This window comes from Micromonospora xinjiangensis (assembly GCF_056150165.1).
Window position 1 is genome coordinate 407,927 of the sequence record NZ_JAXCFO010000004.1, and the last position, 18,287, is coordinate 426,213.

The 18,287-nt window shown below is 74.8% G+C and carries 17 protein-coding genes; 10 read left to right on the forward strand and 7 right to left on the reverse strand.

Features of this window, described 5'->3' with window-relative positions; genetic code table 11:
• The first annotated feature begins 61 nt into the window (after positions 1 to 61).
• The 6 genes from SM573_RS17330 (at position 62) to SM573_RS17355 (ending at position 4,949) form a co-directional block, all read left to right on the forward strand.
• On the forward strand, positions 62 to 691 hold the full coding sequence (locus tag SM573_RS17330) for a TetR/AcrR family transcriptional regulator (protein ID WP_474609945.1): 630 nt from the start codon (positions 62 to 64) through the stop codon (positions 689 to 691).
• Between the two features lie 121 nt (positions 692 to 812).
• Complete coding sequence (locus tag SM573_RS17335) at positions 813 to 1,346, forward strand: PadR family transcriptional regulator (RefSeq protein ID WP_474609944.1); 534 nt, start codon at positions 813 to 815, stop codon at positions 1,344 to 1,346.
• Positions 1,330 to 1,944 (forward strand): GyrI-like domain-containing protein, encoded by a 615-nt coding sequence (locus SM573_RS17340; protein WP_474616556.1) that lies wholly within the window; start codon positions 1,330 to 1,332, stop codon positions 1,942 to 1,944. Before SM573_RS17335 ends, SM573_RS17340 begins: the two co-directional genes overlap by 17 nt.
• A gap of 355 nt (positions 1,945 to 2,299) precedes the next feature.
• Positions 2,300 to 3,514, forward strand: coding sequence for a macrolide family glycosyltransferase (locus SM573_RS17345; RefSeq protein ID WP_474609942.1), 1,215 nt, complete (start codon positions 2,300 to 2,302; stop codon positions 3,512 to 3,514).
• A 2-nt stretch (positions 3,515 to 3,516) separates the two neighbouring features.
• Complete coding sequence (locus SM573_RS17350) at positions 3,517 to 4,008, forward strand: hypothetical protein (RefSeq protein ID WP_474609941.1); 492 nt, start codon at positions 3,517 to 3,519, stop codon at positions 4,006 to 4,008.
• Positions 4,005 to 4,949, forward strand: coding sequence for a hypothetical protein (locus tag SM573_RS17355; protein WP_474616557.1), 945 nt, complete (start codon positions 4,005 to 4,007; stop codon positions 4,947 to 4,949). The genes SM573_RS17350 and SM573_RS17355 overlap by 4 nt, the downstream gene beginning before the upstream one ends.
• 21 nt (positions 4,950 to 4,970) lie before the next feature.
• Here SM573_RS17355 and SM573_RS17360 read toward each other — a convergent pair whose 3' ends face one another.
• Both SM573_RS17360 and SM573_RS17365 read right to left on the reverse strand, forming a co-directional pair.
• Entirely contained in the window at positions 4,971 to 6,011 is a 1,041-nt protein-coding gene (locus tag SM573_RS17360) for a methyltransferase (RefSeq protein WP_474616558.1), read from the reverse strand.
• Between the two features lie 143 nt (positions 6,012 to 6,154).
• Complete coding sequence (locus SM573_RS17365) at positions 6,155 to 6,991, reverse strand: aldo/keto reductase (RefSeq protein WP_474609938.1); 837 nt, start codon at positions 6,989 to 6,991, stop codon at positions 6,155 to 6,157.
• A 241-nt stretch (positions 6,992 to 7,232) separates the two neighbouring features.
• Between SM573_RS17365 and SM573_RS17370 the strand changes: the two genes are divergently transcribed.
• On the forward strand, positions 7,233 to 10,625 hold the full coding sequence (locus SM573_RS17370; RefSeq protein ID WP_474616559.1) for an ATP-binding protein: 3,393 nt from the start codon (positions 7,233 to 7,235) through the stop codon (positions 10,623 to 10,625).
• 155 nt (positions 10,626 to 10,780) lie between these two features.
• Positions 10,781 to 11,446, forward strand: a complete 666-nt coding sequence (locus tag SM573_RS17375) for a hemerythrin domain-containing protein (protein ID WP_474609936.1) — start codon at positions 10,781 to 10,783, stop codon at positions 11,444 to 11,446.
• Between the two features lie 52 nt (positions 11,447 to 11,498).
• On the opposite strand, the gene SM573_RS17380 is transcribed toward SM573_RS17375, so the two are convergent.
• From SM573_RS17380 to SM573_RS17395, 4 genes are all read right to left on the reverse strand, one after another.
• Positions 11,499 to 12,533, reverse strand: coding sequence for an SEC-C domain-containing protein (locus SM573_RS17380; RefSeq protein WP_474609935.1), 1,035 nt, complete (start codon positions 12,531 to 12,533; stop codon positions 11,499 to 11,501).
• A gap of 119 nt (positions 12,534 to 12,652) precedes the next feature.
• Positions 12,653 to 13,477 (reverse strand): SDR family oxidoreductase, encoded by an 825-nt coding sequence (locus tag SM573_RS17385; RefSeq protein WP_474609934.1) that lies wholly within the window; start codon positions 13,475 to 13,477, stop codon positions 12,653 to 12,655.
• A gap of 159 nt (positions 13,478 to 13,636) precedes the next feature.
• Positions 13,637 to 14,290 carry a response regulator gene (locus SM573_RS17390; RefSeq protein ID WP_474609933.1) on the reverse strand — a complete coding sequence of 218 codons (654 nt, stop codon included), beginning with the start codon at positions 14,288 to 14,290 and terminating at the stop codon, positions 13,637 to 13,639.
• Positions 14,287 to 15,507, reverse strand: a complete 1,221-nt coding sequence (locus tag SM573_RS17395; RefSeq protein WP_474616560.1) for a sensor histidine kinase — start codon at positions 15,505 to 15,507, stop codon at positions 14,287 to 14,289. The genes SM573_RS17390 and SM573_RS17395 overlap by 4 nt, the downstream gene beginning before the upstream one ends.
• 242 nt (positions 15,508 to 15,749) lie before the next feature.
• Here SM573_RS17395 and SM573_RS17400 point away from each other — a divergent pair, with 242 nt between their 5' ends.
• Positions 15,750 to 16,607 (forward strand): patatin-like phospholipase family protein, encoded by an 858-nt coding sequence (locus SM573_RS17400; RefSeq protein WP_474616561.1) that lies wholly within the window; start codon positions 15,750 to 15,752, stop codon positions 16,605 to 16,607.
• Between the two features lie 20 nt (positions 16,608 to 16,627).
• On the opposite strand, the gene SM573_RS17405 is transcribed toward SM573_RS17400, so the two are convergent.
• The gene (locus tag SM573_RS17405; RefSeq protein WP_474616562.1) at positions 16,628 to 17,602 is read right to left on the reverse strand and encodes a hypothetical protein; all 975 of its coding nucleotides are present in this window, start codon (positions 17,600 to 17,602) and stop codon (positions 16,628 to 16,630) included.
• Positions 17,603 to 17,763: 161 nt separating this feature from the next.
• On the opposite strand from SM573_RS17405, the gene SM573_RS17410 reads away from it, so the two are divergent.
• Positions 17,764 to 18,195, forward strand: a complete 432-nt coding sequence (locus SM573_RS17410) for a VOC family protein (protein WP_474609929.1) — start codon at positions 17,764 to 17,766, stop codon at positions 18,193 to 18,195.
• The last annotated feature ends 92 nt before the right edge of the window (positions 18,196 to 18,287 follow it).

The window sequence follows — 18,287 nt, forward strand, 5'->3', positions numbered from 1 at the left end:
CCGTGCGGGATGCGCGAGCGGCATTCGGACGGATATCGTCCGCTTGTGTTACCCTTCCAGGATGCCTGAACTGGACCCCTCGCGCGGCGTCCGGGCCGATGCGCGACACAACCGACGCCAGCTGATCATCGCGACCCGCGAGGCGATCGCCGCCCGCGGGCTCGAGGTGTCCGCCCTGGACATCGCGACGGCCGCGGGCGTGGGCGTGGGCACGCTGTACCGGCGCTTCGGCACCAAGGAGGCGCTGCTCGACTACGTCGTACTCGGCCTGTACGACGAGTTGTGCGAGACCGCGCAGGTGTGCCTGACGCGCCCGGACGCCTGGGAGGGCCTGGCGGAGTTCGTGCGGGAGCTGGCCGGGGCGCACCGGGACAGCCGCGGGCTGGCCGAGGTCACGGCCGCCTGCGAGCGGCCACCGACGCCCGAGCTCGCGCAGCGGACCACCGCGCTGCAGGAGGCCGTGGCGAGCCTGACCGAGCGGGCCCACGCCGCCGGCGTCCTGCGTCCGGACGTCACCTGGGAGGACGTCCTGCTCCTCTCGCGGGCACCCCTGGACACCGACCACTGCCTCGGCGTCGACGCCGGGCCCGACGGCTGGCGGCGGGTCGTCACGATCCTGCTCGACGGGCTACGCGCCCCCGGGCGAAGCCCGCTGGAAGGCGACGCGCCGCAGGTCCACCGGCCACAGTGACCCGCCCCGGCGCCACCGGCTCGCGCCGGGCCGGAGGCGTGGGCCCGGCGGCGTGACGCGCGCGGAAGCGACCCGACGGTGGATGCTTCCCGCAGCCCTATTCTAGCCCTAGAATAGGCTCGTGGAACTCACGCCGGCCGAGCTGGTCGTCCTCGGGCTGATCGTCGAGCGTCCCCGACACGGCTACGACCTCGAAGGGGTCATCGAGCGCCGCGGCATCCGGCAATGGACCGAGATCGGCTTCTCGTCCATCTACTACCTGCTCGCCAAGCTCGAGAAGCGGGGCCTCGTCCACGCTCCGGACGCCCCGACGGCCGCGAAGTCCCGGCGCGTCTTCCACGCCACGGCCACCGGGCGGGAGGCCGCCGCCCGCAACGCGCTCGCACTCATCGAGCAGGCGCGCCCTGTCCCGCAGCCCTTTCTCGTGGGCATCGCGAACCTGCCCCTGCTCCCCGCCGGGGCCTACGCCCGTGCGCTCCGCCACCGACTCGCCCAGGTCGACGCCCACATCGCGGCCGTGCAGGCGGCCGAGTCGGCGCAGGCACCCCTCGCGCTCGCGGCGCGCGAGGTCTTCTCCTACTCGCTGAGCCTCCTCGAGGCGGAAAGGTCGTGGCTCGCGGCGCGAGCCCAGGTGCCCGATGACGGACAAGATTGACTTCAAGCGGCAGATCGACGTCTACCGCCCGCCGCGTGGCCGGTTCGAGGTCGTGGACGTGCCCGACCTGCGATACCTCATGATCGACGGCCACGGCGACCCCAACACCGAGGCCTTCACCGAGGCGGTCGAGGCGCTCTACCCGCTGGCCTACAAACTGAAGTTCGCGAGCAAGCGCACCCTCGGGCGCGACTACGTCGTCATGCCCCTGGAGGGCCTGTGGTGGGCCGACGACATGGACGCGTTCACGGCGTCCCGCGACAAGTCCCGGTGGGACTGGACCCTCATGATCATGGTGCCGGACTGGATCGACCAGAACATGTTCGCCGACGTCCGCGATCAGATCGCGGCCAAGGGCCACCCGCGGCGCCTCCACGACGTACGACTGGGCTCGCTCTCCGAGGGCCGCTGCGTGCAGACCCTGCACGTGGGCTCCTTCGACGACGAGGCCGACGTGCTGGCACGCATGCACGGCGAGTTCATCCCCGACAACGGGCTCACCATGGTCGGCAAACACCACGAGATCTACCTCAGCGACTTTCGCAAGGTCGCGCCGGAGAAGCTCCGCACCATCCTCAGGCAGCCGGTCAGCACGTAGGCGCCTCCACCGACGGTGTCCTCGCCGCGTGACGATCCGGCGAGGACCGTCGGTGGTGGGGAGGGTGCGGCGAGCTGCGCCCGCCCTGCCCCGGACGGGGGAGTGCAGGTCCACGCCTGCCGCGAACCGCCACCGTTTACGCTGTGACCTGCGGCCACCGCACCATGCGGCTGCTGTCCCCGGACGCAGCGCGTGACGGTGGCTGCACTGCGCTTACCACGGCACCGGTCGACCCTCCGGACGGGCGGCTGCCGCGGCGGCGCGGACGGACGCGATGCCGCGTCGGGCGAGAAGGGCGGATCATGAGCGCTGCGAGTTGCCGAGCACTGGCTCCTTTTCCGGCCCGGACCGGCCGATGAGCGTCATCGCCTTCCTCAACATCTCCATGCACGGGCACGTCAACCCGACGCTGCCGATCGCCGCCGAGCTGGTCCGTCGCGGTCACGCCGTGACCTACCACGCGACGTCCGCCCACGCCGAGCGGATCGCGGCGACCGGCGCCCGTGTGCTGCTCTACTCCGGAGACGAGCCGCCGCTCTCCGGCCCGCCGACGCCCGTCACGGTGATGGAGCAGCTCGCGCGGACGGCCGTACGCGTGCTGCCGGGCGTCCTCACCGACCTGCGCGGCACCCGCCCCGACCTGATCGTGCACGACTCGCTCTGCCTGTGGGGGCCGGTGGCCGCCCGGCAACTGAACGTCGCGGCCGCCTCGTCGTTCACCACCTTCGCGTTCAACCGGCACGTGCCCAGCCCCACCCGGGGCTCCTGGGAGCTGCTCACCGCCGCGGCGGCCCTGCCCCGCAACACCGGCGGATACCTGAGATCGCGGTGGGAGCTGCGCCGCCACTACGACACGCGCGGGGTGCCGCTGATCGACCTGGCGAACATCCGCCAGCCGCTCAACCTGGTCTACACCTCGCGGGCGTTCCACCCCGACGCCGACAACTTCGACGAGTCCTACCGCTTCGTCGGCCCGAGCGTGGGCGCCCGCCCCGCCGACCCGTCCTTCCCGGTCGACAGCCTGCGCGACCCCGTGCTGTACGCCTCGATGGGCACCGTCTTCCCCGCCGGCCCACAGCTGTTGCGCAGCCTCGCCGCCGCGCTCGCCCCGCTGGGCGGCACCGTGGTCCTCTCCACCGGACACACCGATCCCGACGCGCTCGGGCCGCTCCCGGCCAACGTGCTCGCCCACCGCTCCGTACCCCAGCCGGAGGTGCTGTCCCGCGCCGCGCTGTTCATCACCCACGGCGGGGTCAACAGCGTCAACGAGGCCCTGTACGCCGGCGTCCCGATGCTCGTCGTACCGCAGGGCGCGGACCAGTCGCTGGTCGCGTCCCGCGTCGTGGAGCTCGCCGCCGGCCTGTCGATCCGCACCGAGGACATCACCGTGGAGGGCGTCCGCGCTCTCGCCCGGCGCCTGCTCGACGAGCCCCGGTTCCGGGCCGCCGCGACCGCCCTTCAGACCGCCCAGCGCCAGGCGGGCGGGTACTCGCGCGCCGCCGACGAACTCGAGCGCTACGCGCGGGAGGCCGGGCAGCACACCTCCGCCGACCACGCGAAGCGGGACTGACGGTGTCCCCCGCAGTGGTCGTGCTGCTGCTGTTCGGCGGCCTGTCCGAGGCCGCCGGGCGTCTCCTTCCCGTGGTGGCACGCCTGTCCGGCGCGTCACGCGCGAGGGTGGTCGGGTTGATGCTGCTCGGCGCCGTCGTCGACGGCGCGGTGTTCGCGCTCTGGCCGCTGTCCGCGTGGACCCTCGCCGAGCTCGTGCTGCCCACCGCGACCTCCGACGAGACCGCGCTCGCCTGGACCCCTGGCCTGGCCGCCCCGCTGCTGCTCGCCGCGGTCCTCGCGTTCCCGCTGCTCGGGCCGCTGCTGCACCTGGTGCTCATGGTGGGAGTCGGCGCCGGTCTCGCCGGTGCGCTCGCCGGGATGGCGGGAGTCGGCTGGTGGGAGGCCGCCGGCTGCGTGGCCGTCGCGGGGATCGCGCTCGGGCTCGCCGTCGAGGGTGTCCGCCGCCTGGTCGCGCGGCTCAACACGAGAAGAGCACCGGAGCGACTCGCGTGATCGAGTTGGTGCTCCTGCTGCTGCTCGCCGGGATCGGCCCGGTCCTGCTCGCCGAGGCGCTGCTGGCCCGCTACGAGGTGCTGGCGTACGCCGCGGGCTGGCGGCCACCCGTCACCGACCTGCCCAGCGGGATGCCGCACGCCCGCGGCGCGGACCCCGACCGTCCCCCGGACGCCTACCTGGTCTACCTCGACGGCATCGGGAAACGCCGCTTCCACGACACCCGCGACGGCGGCCGGCTCGTCAAGGCCCTGATCCAGGCGGCCCCCGAGCTGAGGGTGCTGGGCCAGGTGCAGCCCTACTCGCCGCTGGCCAACCCGCTGGCCAACCGGCCGGTGTGGGTGTGGCTGCGCCGCCGCGTCGGGCTCGTGCTGTTCCTGCACAACGTGGTGCAGATCTTCGTCGCGGCCGACCGGCGGTACCGCCCGCTCTACAACCGCGCCGTTGGCTCGCAGATCGCCACCCAGCTGCGGCTCGCCGGCTACCGCGACGACAGTGGCATCCCCGTGGTGCTGCTCTGCTACAGCGGCGGCGCCCAGGTCGCCACCGGCGCGGTGAACGAACTGTGGTCCCAGCTGCGTTGCCCGCTGCGGCTGATCACCCTCGGCGGCTTCCACAACGGCGCGAACGACATCACCCACGCCCAGCAGCTCTGCCGGCTCACCAGCGGCGGCGACTGGATCGAGCGGGTCGGCACGTGGCTGTTCCCGCAGCGGTGGCGACTGTTGCGCGGAAGCGGATGGAACCGCGCCGCGCGCGAGGGGAAGATCACCGTCCACCGACTCGACCCGGCGACCCACGTCGGCCCCGCCAGCTACATCAGCCCGGCGGCCCGGCTGCCCGACGGCCGTAGTCACCTCGACCGGACCGCCGACACCGTGATCTCGCTGATCCGGAACGGGCTCGGCCCGACCGAGGCAGCCGAGCGCCAGCGGACGTAGATCGGGTGTGGTGACGGGCCGTCAGCCCGCCGCCTCGGCGACGATCAGGCCGGCCGGCGGGGCCAGCGGCACGTGCGCCACCAGTCGCCAGCCGGTGGCGTCGAGCCACTGTGCCGCCTCGTCCGCCTCGTAGGTGTCCCCGCCACTGATCATGAGGAATTCCCCCGCCCCGAGGCGGGTGGCCGGGTGGGGTGCCACGGGGTCACGCCACCAGTCGACCAGCAACAGCCGACCTCCTGGAGCGACCGCCTCCCGCAACCGGGTCAGCAGGTCGGTGTTGCGGTCCGGGGAGAACAGGTGCAGGAAGTTGGCCACGATCACCACGTCGTGCCCGGCCGGCAGCGGGTCGACGAACACGTCCGCGCCGACCAGGTCGAGCCGATCGGCGAACCCGTCGCCGCCCACCGCGTCGCGGGCGACCGTCACCACCTCGGGCAGGTCGACCAGGGTCGCGGTGAGCTGCGGATGAGCGCTCAGGACGGCTTTGGCGAACGTGCCGACGCCGCCGCCGACGTCGAGCATCCGGCGGTGGGGGCCGAAGTCGTACGCCGCGGCGAGGTCGGCGGCCGTCTCCGCGGTCACCAGCGCCACCGACGACTCGTACGCCTGGACCTGCGCCTCGTCGAGATCGGCGCGCACCCCCTGGCGGGTGCGGAACGCGGTCGACGCCCGGGCCCACGCCGAGTAGCTGACCATGTCCCAGTAGGTCAGCATGGGGCGCATGTCCAGCGGACCCCGACCGGCGAGGAAAGCCTCGGTGTCGGCGGCGTTGCGGTAACACTCGCCGTCGTGTTCGAGCAGACCCGTGGCGACCAGCAGGTCGGCGAGGGCGCGCGCGCTGCGCACCGGCAGGTGGCAACGCTCGGCGATGGTCGCGGCGGTGGCCCCCTCGGCGGGCACGGCGGCGAAGAGGCCCACCTCGGCGGCGACGAAGAGCGCCTTGGCGGTCATGAAGCCGGCCGCCACGCCGGTGATCCGCGCGGGGCTCAGCGGCGGCGCCGACGGTGCGTCGGGCGCGTCCGACGGCGGTGCGAACACACGCTGGATCTGCTGATCGGCCACGCGTCCCCCGAACATCGTCGTCAATCAATGCACGTGGGCACATGCTACGGCTCCGGTGGCCGGCCGGGCCACCCCGTCGGCGAGCCGCCGTCCGGTGGCACCCGGCGGCCCGCGATCCGACCACGCTGCCGGCGCGGCCGCCGTCAGAACTCCTCGTACTCCGCCGGGTCCTGGCCGGCGAGGCGCCCGTCGGGCCGACCGAGCGCCGTGATGGCCTCGACCTCGGCGTCGGTGAGCCCGATGTCGAAGACGTCGAGGTTCTCCTTCTGCCGCTGCGGTGACGCGGCCTTGGGCAGCGGGATCACCTGCCGGGCCACGTGCCAGGCGAGGACGGCCTGCGCCGGGGTGACGCCGTGCGCGGCCGCGATCTCGACGACGGTCGGGTTCTCCTGCAGGTCGTTGCCCCGGCCGAGCGGGCTCCAGCCCTGGACGAGGATCCCGTGCTCCCGGTGGTAGTCGAGGGCCTCCTGCTGCGGGAAGTAGGGGTGCACCTCGATCTGGTTGACGGCCGGGGCGACACCCGTCTCCGACCGCAGCCGCTCGATGTGCTCCGGCAGGAAGTTCGACAGGCCGATGTGGCGGACGAGGCCCCGTTCGCGCGCCTCGATGAGCGCCTTCCACGCCTCCACGTACAGGCCGACCTTCGGGTTCGGCCAGTGGATGAGGTAGAGGTCGACCCGGTCGAGACCGGTGCGGTAGACGCTCTCCTCGATCGTGGTCAACGCCTCGGCGTACCGGTGGTGCCGCCCCGGCAGCTTCGAGGTGACGATCAGTTCGTCGCGGACGTCGCCCGCGGCGCGCGCGGCCCGCCCGACGGCACCCTCGTTCTCGTAGTTCACCGCGGAGTCGATCAGCCGGTAGCCCGCCCGGATGGCCTGCCCGATCGCGTCGACGCCGTCCGAGCCGGTCAACCGGTAGGTGCCCAGACCGATAGCCGGCAGCGTCGTGCCGTCGGCGGCCGTCAAGCCGGGAATCGTCATCGTCGATCGTCCCTCCTCCGACCGGGTGCCGGCCGGTGTTCCCGGCCGTCCGCCGAGCGCCCCGCGACAGCCCGCGCGTCGGCCTCCGGTGCCAGCCCCTGACCCTACCGCCGCCGCGAACGGCGTCGGGGTGACGTCGGGCATACCGGCCCGGGCCCGCTGACCACGCCGGTGCCCTGGGTCCCGGTCCGCTGCGGACCTCGGCGGGAACGGCCGCGGCGCCGATAGGATGGCCCGCGTCATGCTGCTCCGGGTGCTCGGGCCGCTCCAGGTCGAGATCCCTCCAGGCGGAACGGTCGACCTCGGCGGCCCCCGCCAGCGTGCCGTACTCGCGCTGCTCCTGTCGGCCCGCGGCGCGGTCGTCCCCGTCGACCGGATGATCGACGACCTGTGGCGCGGCGCCGCGCCACCCCGGGCGCTGGCCACCCTCCAGGCGTACGTCTCCCACCTGCGCCGTCTGCTGGAGCCCGACCGCGAGCGGCGGGCCCCGGCCCGGGTGCTGGTGACCGCGCCGCCCGGTTACGCGCTGCGCCTGCCCGCCGACGCCGTCGACGCCGGGCGGTTCGAGGCGCTGCTCGCCGAGGCCCGCACCGCCGATCCGGTGCGTGCCCGCCGGCTGCTGACCGACGGCCTCGCCCTGTGGCGCGGTCCCGCGTACGCCGAGTTCGCGGCCGAGCCGTGGGCGCAGCCGGAGGTGACCCGGCTGGAGGAGCTGAGGTTCGTCGCCCGGGAGCTGCTGCTCGACGTGAGCCTGCGCGCCGGTGCCGCCGCCGAGGCGGTGGCGGAGGCGGAGGTGTTGACGAGGCAGGCGCCGCTGCGCGAGGAGAGCTGGCGGCTGCTGGCGTTGGCGCTGTGGCGCACCGGCCGACAGGGGGACGCGCTCGCCGCGCTGCGCCGGGCACGGGAGGTCCTCGCGGAGGAGCTGGGCCTGGACCCCGGCCCGGCGCTGGTGGAACTGGAGAACGCGATCCGCCACCAGCGGCTCGACCTGCTTGCGCCGGCGGGGCCGGCGATGTCGTCCATGCTGCCGGGCGCCCGCCCGGCCGGCGCCGCCGGCACCCCGGCCGCCCCGACCCCGCCGGCCGGGCGGATCGCAGCCGTGGGGGGACCGCCGCCGCCGGAGCAACCGGCGCCCCGGGTCGAGGTCGCCCCGGACGAGTTGTTCGTCGGGCGGGAGGCCGAACGGGCCGCCCTCGGCCGGACCGCCGCCGACGCGTCCACCGGCGTGGCACGCTTCGCCCTGCTCACCGGCGAAGCGGGCGCCGGCAAGACAAGCCTGCTCGGCCGCCTCCGCGACGACCTCGCCGCCCGGGGCTGGCTGGTCGCCGTCGGCCGCTGTCCGGAGGTGGAGGGCGCCCCACCGGCCTGGGCGTGGGTGGAGGCGCTGCGGCAGCTCGCCGAGGCGGCGCCCCCGGGCGACCTCGCGCCGACGCTCGCCCCGCTGCTCGGGCAAACCGACGGCGAGCCGGGCGCCGGCGACGCCACCGCCGGCCGGTTCCGGCTGCACCGCGCCGTCGCCACCTGGCTGCGCGCCGCGGCGGCCCACCGCCCCGTGGCCGTGATCCTCGACGACCTGCACGCCGCCGACGCCGAGACGCTGCTGCTGCTCCGGACCGTCAGCGAGGTCACCGACGCCGCGTTGCTGGCGGTCGTCGCGTTGCGGCCCGCCGAGAACCGTGAGCGGTTGAACGAGACGCTGGCCACCCTGGCGCGCCGCTCGCCCCTGCGGATCCACCTCACTGGTCTCGCGCCGGCCGACGTCGCGCGGCTCGTGGTCGGCGTCGCCCGGACGACCGTCGACCCGGACACCGTCGCCGCGCTGACCGAACGCACCGGCGGCAACCCGTTCTACGTCCGCGAGTCGGCCCGCCTGCTCGCCGCCGAGGGCACGCTCGTCGCCACCTCCGAGGTGCCGGAGGGCGTCCGGGACGTGCTGCGCCGGCGCCTGTCCCGGCTGCCCGCGCCGACCGTACCCATGCTGCGGCTCGCCGCGGTCGTCGGGCGGGAGGCGGACGTGGCGACGCTGGTGGAGGCCGCCGAGACCGCCGAGGACGTCGTCGTCGACGCCCTGGAGGCCGCGCTCTCCGCCGGCCTGCTCACCGAACCGGCGCCGGGGCGGGTGCGGTTCGTGCACGGGCTGGTCCGCGACACCGTCTACACCGACCTCACCCGGCTGCGCCGCGCCCGCATGCACGCCCGCGTCGCCGCCGCCATCAGCCGGCTCCGGCCCGACGACCACCCGGCCCTCGCGCACCACTACGCCCGCGCCGCGTCGCCCGACACCGCGCCGCTCGCCGTCGACCACGCGATCCGCGCCGCCGACCTGGCCGAGCGGAGATTCGCCTACGACACGGCGATCGACCTGCTCACCCATGCCCTCGACGCGGCCGGGACGGTCACCGGCGACCGCGACGCGCTGCGGGTCGACCTGCTCGGCCGGCTGCTGCGCGCCCAGGCCCGGGCCGGTGCGCTGACCGCCGCCCGCGAGACCCGGGGCCGGGTCGTCGACGTCGCCGTGGCGTCCGACCGCGACGAGCTGCTCGTCGCGGCGTTCACCGCGTGGACGGTTCCCACACCATGGCTCACGCGCCCGTACGGCGCCGTCGACCACCGGATCGTCGACCTGCTGGCCCGACTGCTGCGCCGACCCGACCTGGGCCCGGCGGACCGCTGCCGCGTCCTCGAGGCGCTGACGGTCGAGCTCGACGGCGAGGCGGACCCACGCGGCGCGCAGGCCGGACAGGAAGCCCTGGAGATCTCGCGTGGGCTCGGCGATCCCGAGCTGCGCGCCCTCGGCCTGGCCGCCCGCCTGCGGACCCTGTCGTACGAGCTGGCGGCGGCGCGGCGCCGGGAGCTGGCCCGGGAGCTGCGGGACCTTGCCGACGAGCACGGCCTCGTGGTGTACCGGTGGTTCGCCGAGCAGGTGCTCGGCCAGGCCGCCGCCGCGCTGAACGAACCGGACGAGGTACGCGCCAGCGTCGCCCAGCAGGGGACCATGGCCCGCGCGTACCAGCTCAACGAGGCGTGGGCGATCCACCTCACCTCACTGGGCGGCCTCGCGCACGTGGCCGGCGACTTCGCCGCCGCCGAGCGCTACTACGACGAGGCCGCGGCCGAGATGCGCCGGCAGGGCTCCCTGCACGGCGAGGCCCTCCACTACTTCGCCCGCGCGACGCTGCTGCTCAGCCAGGGGCGCCTCGCCGAGCACCTGGAGGCGACCCGCCGGGCACGCGGCATGCTCGGGCCGCTCGTCGACGACCTGCTGGCGCTGGCCCTCATCGAGAGCGGCCGGGCCGACGAGGCGCGGGCGATGCCGCTCGGGGCGCACTCCTACCGCCCGGACTACTTCCGGTCGGCCCTGCTCTCGGTGCGTGCGATGGTCGCCGTGGCGCTGGAGCGCAGGGACCTCGCGCAGTCCGTCCTCGACGACCTGCTCCCGGTACGCGACCAGCTGGCCGGCTTCTGCACCACCACGTTCGTGGTACGCCCGGTCGCGTTGACGCTCGGGGAGCTGCTCCGCCTGCTGGGTCGCCACGACGAGGCGATCCACCACTTCACGCTCGCGGCCACGGTGGCCCACCGGTGGGGGTCGCCGCACTGGCTGGCGGAGGCGACGGCCGCACTCGCCCGCTGAGCCGGCCCCGACCGCTGGCCGGTTCCAAGTCGGCTGCAAGCGCCGCGGGTCACGATCAGAGACGTTGTGCCCGCCGCGCCACCCGGTGTCCGAGCGGGCGCGGGCAGTCGACACCCCTCGGAAAGGTCACCGTGAACCGGAACCACCACGAAGCCATGGCCGACGTGCGCGACATGTACATGGCGCACGCCGCGCTGCGTCGCGAGTTCAGCCTGCTTCCGCAGCTCGTCCGCGACGTCGCACCCGGGGACACCCGGCGCGCGGAGATCGTCGGCGCCCACGCCGAACTCGTGTGCCGCGTCCTGCACCTGCACCACGAGGGCGAGGACGAGCTGCTGTGGCCGCGCCTGCACGAGCGCGCCGGTGCGGCGGCCGAGGCCATCGTCGTGACGATGGAGACGCAGCACCACGCCATCGAGGAGGCGCATGCCGAGGTGGTGCGCCTCGTTCCCGGCTGGCGGCGCACCGGGCGCGGCGGTGACGCCCTCGCGGACGCCTGCGAACGCCTCCACGCCGTCCTGGTCGAACACATGGCCATGGAGGAGAAGGAGATCCTGCCCCTCGCCGAACGGTACGTCACCGCCGCGGAGTGGCACCAGCTCGGCGAGCACGGCATGAGCAAGACCCCGAAGAAGGACCTGGCGCTCGTGTTCGGCATGGCGATGTACGAGGCCGACCCCGCGGTGATCAAGGGCGTGCTCGCGTCGGCGCCGCCGCCGCTCCGCCTGCTGGTGCCGATCATGGGGCGCCGGCGCTACGCGGCGCACGCCCGGCGGGTGCACGGCACCGCCACCCCGCCGCGCATCGGCGCCTCGGCCTAGCGGCGGCCCGCACCGGCGGCCCGGGGAGGTGGGCTCCCCGGGCCGCCAGGGGTCAGCCGCGCGAGCGCGGCAGGCAGCACTTCTTGTACTTGAGTCCCGAGCCGCACCAGCAGGCGTCGTTGCGCTCCGGCGGCCACGGGACCCGCGCGTCGGGCCGGGCGTCGAGCTCCCGGGCGTACCCGGCCCGGACCTGCTGATCGGCCGGCGCGCCGCCCTGCCGGCCGGCGTAGCCGGTCAACCCGTCCACCGACGCGCGCAGGACGTGCAGCCCGGTGCCGCCGGCGTTGGCCTGCCGCACCAGCTCCTTCTCCAGCCGCGCCCGGTGCTCGTCCCAGTCCGATCCGTACGCCCCGGTGAGGTCGGCCTGGTCGGTGACCAGGCGGTCGAACTCGGCCCGCGGGAAGAAGAGCAGGTCGGTCTCGCCGGCCTGCTGCTGTGCGCGGCGGACGAGCTGGGCCTCCAGCCGGTCGGCCAGGTCGTCCTGCCGGTCGTGCGGCAGGTTCAGGTCCCGGCGCACCCGGTGCCGCTGCTGGAGCAGGAAGAACGACACGCCGGGCGCCTCGGGCGGCCCGACCTCGACCGCCGGTTCGGTGGCGGTGATCGCCTGCTGCTCGCCGGCGCGCTGGCCGAGGACGGTGTCCACCGCCTCGCTCAGCCACTCCTCGGCGATCTTCGTGCGGCCACCGGCGTCCAGTGCGGCGCTGACGTACGCGGGCGCGTCGGGCTGCGCGGTCAGGAGCGGGCGCAGCGCGGTGAGTTCCGCCATCGCCTCGTCCTCCCGGCCGCCGGTCCGGAACAGGATCCGGGCGCGCAGGGCCCGGGCGAACCCGGCCCGGGCGTCGTCCCCGGACGGGTACGCCCGCACGGCCGCGTCCGCGTAGCGCAGCGCGGCGTCCAGGCGCGAGCGGACCTCGGCGATCTCGGCGGCCAGGGTCAGCGCGTCCCCGGCGCTGTCGGGCTCCGTCAACCGGCCCTGCTCCGCCGCGTCGGCCAGGTCGGCGGCGAGGCCGAGCGGGTCGGCCGCGCCGAGCGCGGTGCGGCGGATCTCGGCGAGGTCAGCGGGTGTGATCATGTCTTTCGTCGGCACGATCTCACGGTACGTCCGGCGTGACCTCAACCGCCGCATGATCACCTGTTACGCCGATCTCACGGCGGGGCGGGTCGGGGGCGCGCCCGCACCAGCGGCTCGTGGAGCGCGCCCGTCGGTCAGGGAAGCCTGTGGTGCCCCGCCTTGACGACCTGGTCGTACTCGCTGCGCCGTGCGTCGTAGGAGGCCTCCAGGTACGCCTCCGAGTCCGGGCCCACGGGTAGCCGCAGCGGGGGCGCCTCCATCCGGCTCAGCCGCCACACCACGTCGGCGAACAACTCCGGCGGGTTGATCTCCGCGTTGGCGTTCATGCCGCGCAGGGCACCGAGCATGCCGTCGCTGACCGGCGTGTAGTCGGCGATCCGGTTCCGCGCCATGGTGAGGTTGGCGCTGTAGCCGGTGGCGAAGCCGCCGGGTTGCAGGATCGTCACCCGCACGCCGAGATGCCCGGCCTCCGCGGCGAGGGACTCGGCGGCCCCCTCGAGGGCGAACTTGCTCGCGTTGTAGGCGGCGAGGCCCGGGAACGGCACCATGCCGGCCACCGAGCTGACGAAGATCGCGTGCCCGGACCGCTGCGCCCGCCACAGCGGCAGCACGGCGCGGGTCAGCCGCCAGGCGCCGAACAGGTTGGTGTCGAACTGCTCGGCGAGTTCGGCGTCGGACACCTCCTCGAAGGTGCCGAACTGGCCGTAGGCGGCGTTGTTCACCAACACGTCGACGCCGCCGAAGGCGGCCACCGCCGCCTGGACCGCCGCGGCGCACTGCTCCGGATCCCGGACGTCGAGCGCCGCGGTGACGACGTTGCCCGGGTGCCGCGCGGCCAACTCCACCAGGGACTCCGGCCGTCGGGCCGTCGCCACCACCTGCTCGCCCTCGGCGGCGAGCCGGGCCGCGAGGGACCGCCCGAGACCACTCGAACACCCCGTGACCAACCAACGCTTCATCATGACCCCTACCCGTCCTACCCGCAGTGAGATGCCGATCGCAGCGTGTCAGCGCCGGGGGCGGAGCTGAAGGGATGTGGCCTGTCGCGAAGCGGATTCGTCGGGTATCCGCCGGGGCTGCTGCCGGGCCCGGACCTGATCCGGCGTGCCGGCCCGCCGTCACTCCTCGGCGACCAGCCCCGCCTGCGCGGCCAGCAGCGCCAGCCGGATCCGGTTTCCCGTGTCCGTCTTGGCCAACAGGCTCGTGACGTGCGTCTTCACCGTGGTCACGCCCAGGTGCAGCCGGTCGGCGATCTCTCGGTTGGACAAGCCCGCCCCGACCAGCGCCAGCACGTCCCGCTCACGGGCGGTCAGGGTCTGCGGCAGCGCCGGCACGGGCGGCTCGCCGAGCCGGGCCCGCACCGCCTGGTCGACCAGCCGCCGCAGCACCCCCGGGCTGTACGGCGTCTCGCCGGCCGCCGCCTGGCGTATCGCGGCCAGCAGCTCGTCCGGGGACGCGTCCTTCACGAGGAACCCGCAGGCGCCGGCCGCGAGCGCGGGGAACAGGTGGTCGTCGTCGTCGAACGTGGTCAGCACTACCACCCGCGCCGAGGGGCGGCTCGCGCGGATCCGGGTGGTCGCGGCGGTGCCGTCGACGAGCGGCATCCGCAGGTCCATCAGCACCACGTCCGGCGCCACCTGCTCGGCGAGGCGGATCGCCTGCTGCCCGTTCTCCGCCTCGCCGACGACCGTCATGTCGGGCGCGGAGTCGCAGAGCATGCGCAGGCCGGCCCGCACCAGCCGCTGGTCGTCGACGAGCAGCACGCGGATCACCGGCCCACCCCCGCCGGCAGCACGGTCCGCAGCCGCCATCCGGGGCCGTCCGGCCCGGCCACCAGCGTCCCGCCGAGCAGCTCGACGCGCTCGCGCATGCCGGTCAGCCCGTGTCCGGGCTCGGACACCGCCGCCTCCGGGCGTCGTGCCGGGGGCCGCACCGCGTTGCCGACACCGCCCGCGCGGGCGCCGGCATCAGGGCCGTGGGCCCCGCCGCCGTCGTCGCTGACCTCCCAGTGCACGTCGCCATCCCGCATCTGTACGCGGACCCGCGCCCGCGCCGCCGGCCCGGCGTGTCTGGCCACATTGGCCAGACCCTCCTGGGTCAGCCGCAGGATCGCCAGCCCCCGTACGGCGTCCAGTGTGGCCACCTCGGGGTCGATCGTCGCGTCCACCGTGAGCCCCGTCTTCGCCGCCCGGTCCACGGCCTCGGCCAGCGCCCCGGGCAGCGCGCCCGGCTCGATCGGGACGTACCCCGAGCCGTCGCCGGCCAGGGCCGGGTTGCGCAGCACCGCCACCAGCCGCCGCAGGTCCGCCAGCGCGGCGCTGCCACTGGCGTGCAGGTCGTCGAAGACCTCGGTCACCCGGGGATCGCCGCCCAGGACGTGCCGCGCGACGCCGACCCGCAGCACCATCGACGCGACGTGGTGGGCCACCAGGTCGTGCAGCTCACGGGCGATGGCGGCCCGCTCGCCGGCCCGGGCTGCCCGAGCCTCCACCGCGATCCGCTGCTCCGCGTTGCGGGCGAGCTGACGGCTGGCCCGGATGTTGAGCCCGACGAGCACCGGCACCCCCGCCACCAGGGTCACCCCGTAGAGCCAGGTCGCCCAGCCGGTCGGCAGCTCGTCGAGCGAGTCGACGGCGTAGGCGGCGAGCAGGGCCACCAGGCCGATGCCCACCTGCCGCATCGACGCCCGCAGCGTGAGCTCCACGACCGCCCAGGTGGCGCCGACCTGCGGTACCACCGGCTCGGCCTGACCGAACCAGTCGGCGAGGCCGAACACCAGCGCCGCGACGAGCGCCGCCGCGAAGGGCCAGCGCGCGCCCAGCGGCGCCAGCAGGAGAGCGGCCGCGGCGAACGCCCAGTCCACCGGGGCGTACGGGTCGCTCGGGTGTGGGCGCAGCAGCAGGTAGCCGATGCCGCTGAGGGTCAGCAGGGTCAGCCGCAGCCACGCGTAGCGGTCGTCGAAGAGCCGTGACACCCAGCGTGTGACCACCCTGCCAGGGTAGGCCCGGTGCGCGCCGCGTGGGGACACCGGCGGGCCGGGCCGGTGCGGCGACGGCCGCGCCGGGTCTCGTGATCGGCGGCCGGGCGGACCGTCCGGGACGGAGGCCCGCCGGCGGGCCGGAGCCCGGCGGCAGGTCGGCGGGTTGTCGCGCATCCGTCCTCCTTGATACGGTGAAACCGCAAACGCTGTTCGCAGTAAGTTCGTGGTAACCGGACTCGGGTGAGGTACTGATGACAGACGACGGTCGGCCGGTCTGGGTGCTCGGTGGCGGGGGAGTGGCAGGCATCGCCTGGGAGGTGGGCGTCCTGGCCGGGCTCGCGGACGCGGCAGTGACCGTGGCCCCGGAGGCGGTGCTGCTCGGCACGAGCGCCGGCGCGGTCGTCGGCGCCCAGGTCGCCAGCGGAACCCCGCTGGCAGACCTCTTCGAGCGCCAACGCCGGGGCGTCGCGTACGAGACCTCGGGCGGGCTCCGCTTCACCGATCTGCTCCGGCTCGGGCTGGCGCAGCTGTTCGCCCGGGGCCCGGAGCACGCCGCGCGCCGCATCGGCCGACTCGCTCTCGCCGCCGACATCGTCGATCCGGAGCGGCCCCGCCGCATCGCGGAGGCCCGGCTGCCGGACCACACCTGGACGGACGCGGACCTGCGCATCGTCACCGTCGACGCGGAGTCGGGTGTCGCCCGCGTCATCACCAGGCGTGACGGTGTGGCGCTCGTGGACGCCGTCGCCGCCAGCTGCGCCATGCCCCTCTCCGCCGCTCCGGTGGCCATCGACGGCCGGCGCTACATGGACGGCGGAATGCGCTCGACCCTCAACCTCGACCTCGCCCCCGGCGACGGCCCGGTGGTCGCCCTCGCGCCGAGCACCGCCGCCATCGGGCCGTGGGCGCGCATCGGGAGGCAGCGCGGCGCGCTGGGCGCGGGTCGCCCGGTGGAGCTCCTGCTGCCCGATGCCGCGTGCAAGCGCGCGCAGGGCAGGAACGTGATGGATCCGTCCGTCGTGCCCGCGCTCGTGACCGCCGCCCGGGAGCAGGGCCGGCGCGAGGCGCCCCGGGTGGCCGCCGCACTCGCGACGACCACCCGTCCCTAGCCGGCGCGCGTGCGCCTCCGCTACGCGTACACCTCGGACCGTTCGTCCTTCCCGGACGGTGCCGGCGCCGGCCGGCGCAGCGCGAACGCGACGCCGACGACGGTGCCCACGGCGAGCAGCCCGGCCGCGGTGAGGGTCGCGCCGTCCGGGTGGATCAGTGGCTGACCGCGCAGCGCCTGCCAGGTCACCACCGCGAGCAGACCGGCGTACGCGACCGTGGCCACCACGACCAACCGGAGCCGCACCCGATCGTCGCGCAGCCGGGGGACCCGCGCGGCCAGCGCACCGAGCGCGATCGCGAGCAGTGGCAACGCCTGCAGGGCGTGCATGCCCACGAAATGGGGGATCCGCAGGTCTCCGCCCGTGGTGCTCCAGCCGGTCAGGGGCATCCCCGGACCGCCGTCGGCCACCCCGACGCTGTGCGCGCCCACCAGCGTCACCGGGTCGGCCGCCTCCTGCGCGGGCGTCGGCATCACCATGAGGTAGCCGAGCCCCATCCCGACCACCGCGACGAGCAGGCCCAGCCGCAGCGTCCACGCGATCACCCGGTCCGGCAGGCGCTGCACCATGAGCACGACGGCGATGACCAGCGTGGCGGTGTAGAGCACCCCGATCAGCAGCGCCATCACCAGGAAGATCGTCCTGTCCAGCGGCGTGGCGACGTTGAAGTGGCTCTGCCGCCCGCGGACGACCTGGGCGACGATCAACCCCACCTCGACGAGGCCGGACGCCGCGACGGTGCTGCCGGCCCACCAGGCGACCCGCCGGCCCCGCCGGATCAGCGGGATCATCCAGGCCAGCGTCACCACGTAGACGAACAGCGAGACGGCGAACTTGAACGGCTTGAGCCAGATCGGCGCGCCGACCAGGATCCGGTCGTCGACGGCCAGACCGACCAGCGAGACCAGCGCGAGCGCCGCCATCGTGGCGGCGACGACCATCAGTGGCGGGTGCCAGCGCAGCGCCCGCCGCAGGGAGACCGGTGAGTACGTCATGCCCTCACCGTCGGGCAACGGCGGCATGGAAGCGCCCGTCCGAGGTCCCCGCCCGGCGGCCCCGGGTGCGAGACGCGCCTCCTCCCACGGTAGGAGGTCGTCGGTCCGCACCGACGTGTGGTACGACGCCCCGTACGAGCCCTATGGGAGAGGAGCACGTCGTGACCACAGCCAACCCGTCCCTTCCTCGCTTCCACCTCGCCGTGCCTGTCGACGACCTCGACGCCGCCCGCCGCTTCTACGGCGAGGTCATCGGATGCGAGCAGGGGCGCAGCGCGGACCGGTGGATCGACTGGGACCTGCGCGGCCACCAGTTCGTGACGCACCTCGCCCCCGGTCGTCGGGCGTCGGCGCACAACCAGGTCGACGGCCACGACGTGCCGGTGCCGCACTTCGGCCTGCTCCTCGCCGTCGCGGAGTTCCACGAACTGGCGGCGCGGCTGCGGGCCGCCGGCACGGCGTTCGTCATCGAGCCCTACCTGCGCTTCGCCGGGCAGCCGGGGGAGCAGTGGACGATGTTCCTCCTCGACCCCGCCGGAAACGCCCTGGAGTTCAAGGCGTTCGCCGACGACTCACAGGTCTTCGCCCGCTGAGCCCTCGCGCCTTCGTGGCCGCGGAGCCGTGCGCCCTCCGTCCGGTAGGACGGAGGGCCCCACCGCGCCTCGCTGTTCTGTCCGTGCACACC

What these genes read in the sequence shown, in the direction of transcription:
- SM573_RS17385 (WP_474609934.1), bottom strand. Translation starts at nt 13,477, where the DNA reads ATGAAGCGTTGGTTGGTCACGGGGTGTTCGAGTGGTCTCGGGCGGTCC.
- SM573_RS17345 (WP_474609942.1), top strand. Translation starts at nt 2,300, where the DNA reads ATGAGCGTCATCGCCTTCCTCAACATCTCCATGCACGGGCACGTCAAC.
- SM573_RS17340 (WP_474616556.1), top strand. Translation starts at nt 1,330, where the DNA reads ATGACGGACAAGATTGACTTCAAGCGGCAGATCGACGTCTACCGCCCG.
- SM573_RS17330 (WP_474609945.1), top strand. Translation starts at nt 62, where the DNA reads ATGCCTGAACTGGACCCCTCGCGCGGCGTCCGGGCCGATGCGCGACAC.
- SM573_RS17365 (WP_474609938.1), bottom strand. Translation starts at nt 6,991, where the DNA reads ATGACGATTCCCGGCTTGACGGCCGCCGACGGCACGACGCTGCCGGCT.
- SM573_RS17405 (WP_474616562.1), bottom strand. Translation starts at nt 17,602, where the DNA reads ATGACGTACTCACCGGTCTCCCTGCGGCGGGCGCTGCGCTGGCACCCG.
- SM573_RS17370 (WP_474616559.1), top strand. Translation starts at nt 7,233, where the DNA reads ATGCTGCTCCGGGTGCTCGGGCCGCTCCAGGTCGAGATCCCTCCAGGC.
- SM573_RS17400 (WP_474616561.1), top strand. Translation starts at nt 15,750, where the DNA reads ATGACAGACGACGGTCGGCCGGTCTGGGTGCTCGGTGGCGGGGGAGTG.
- SM573_RS17375 (WP_474609936.1), top strand. Translation starts at nt 10,781, where the DNA reads ATGGCCGACGTGCGCGACATGTACATGGCGCACGCCGCGCTGCGTCGC.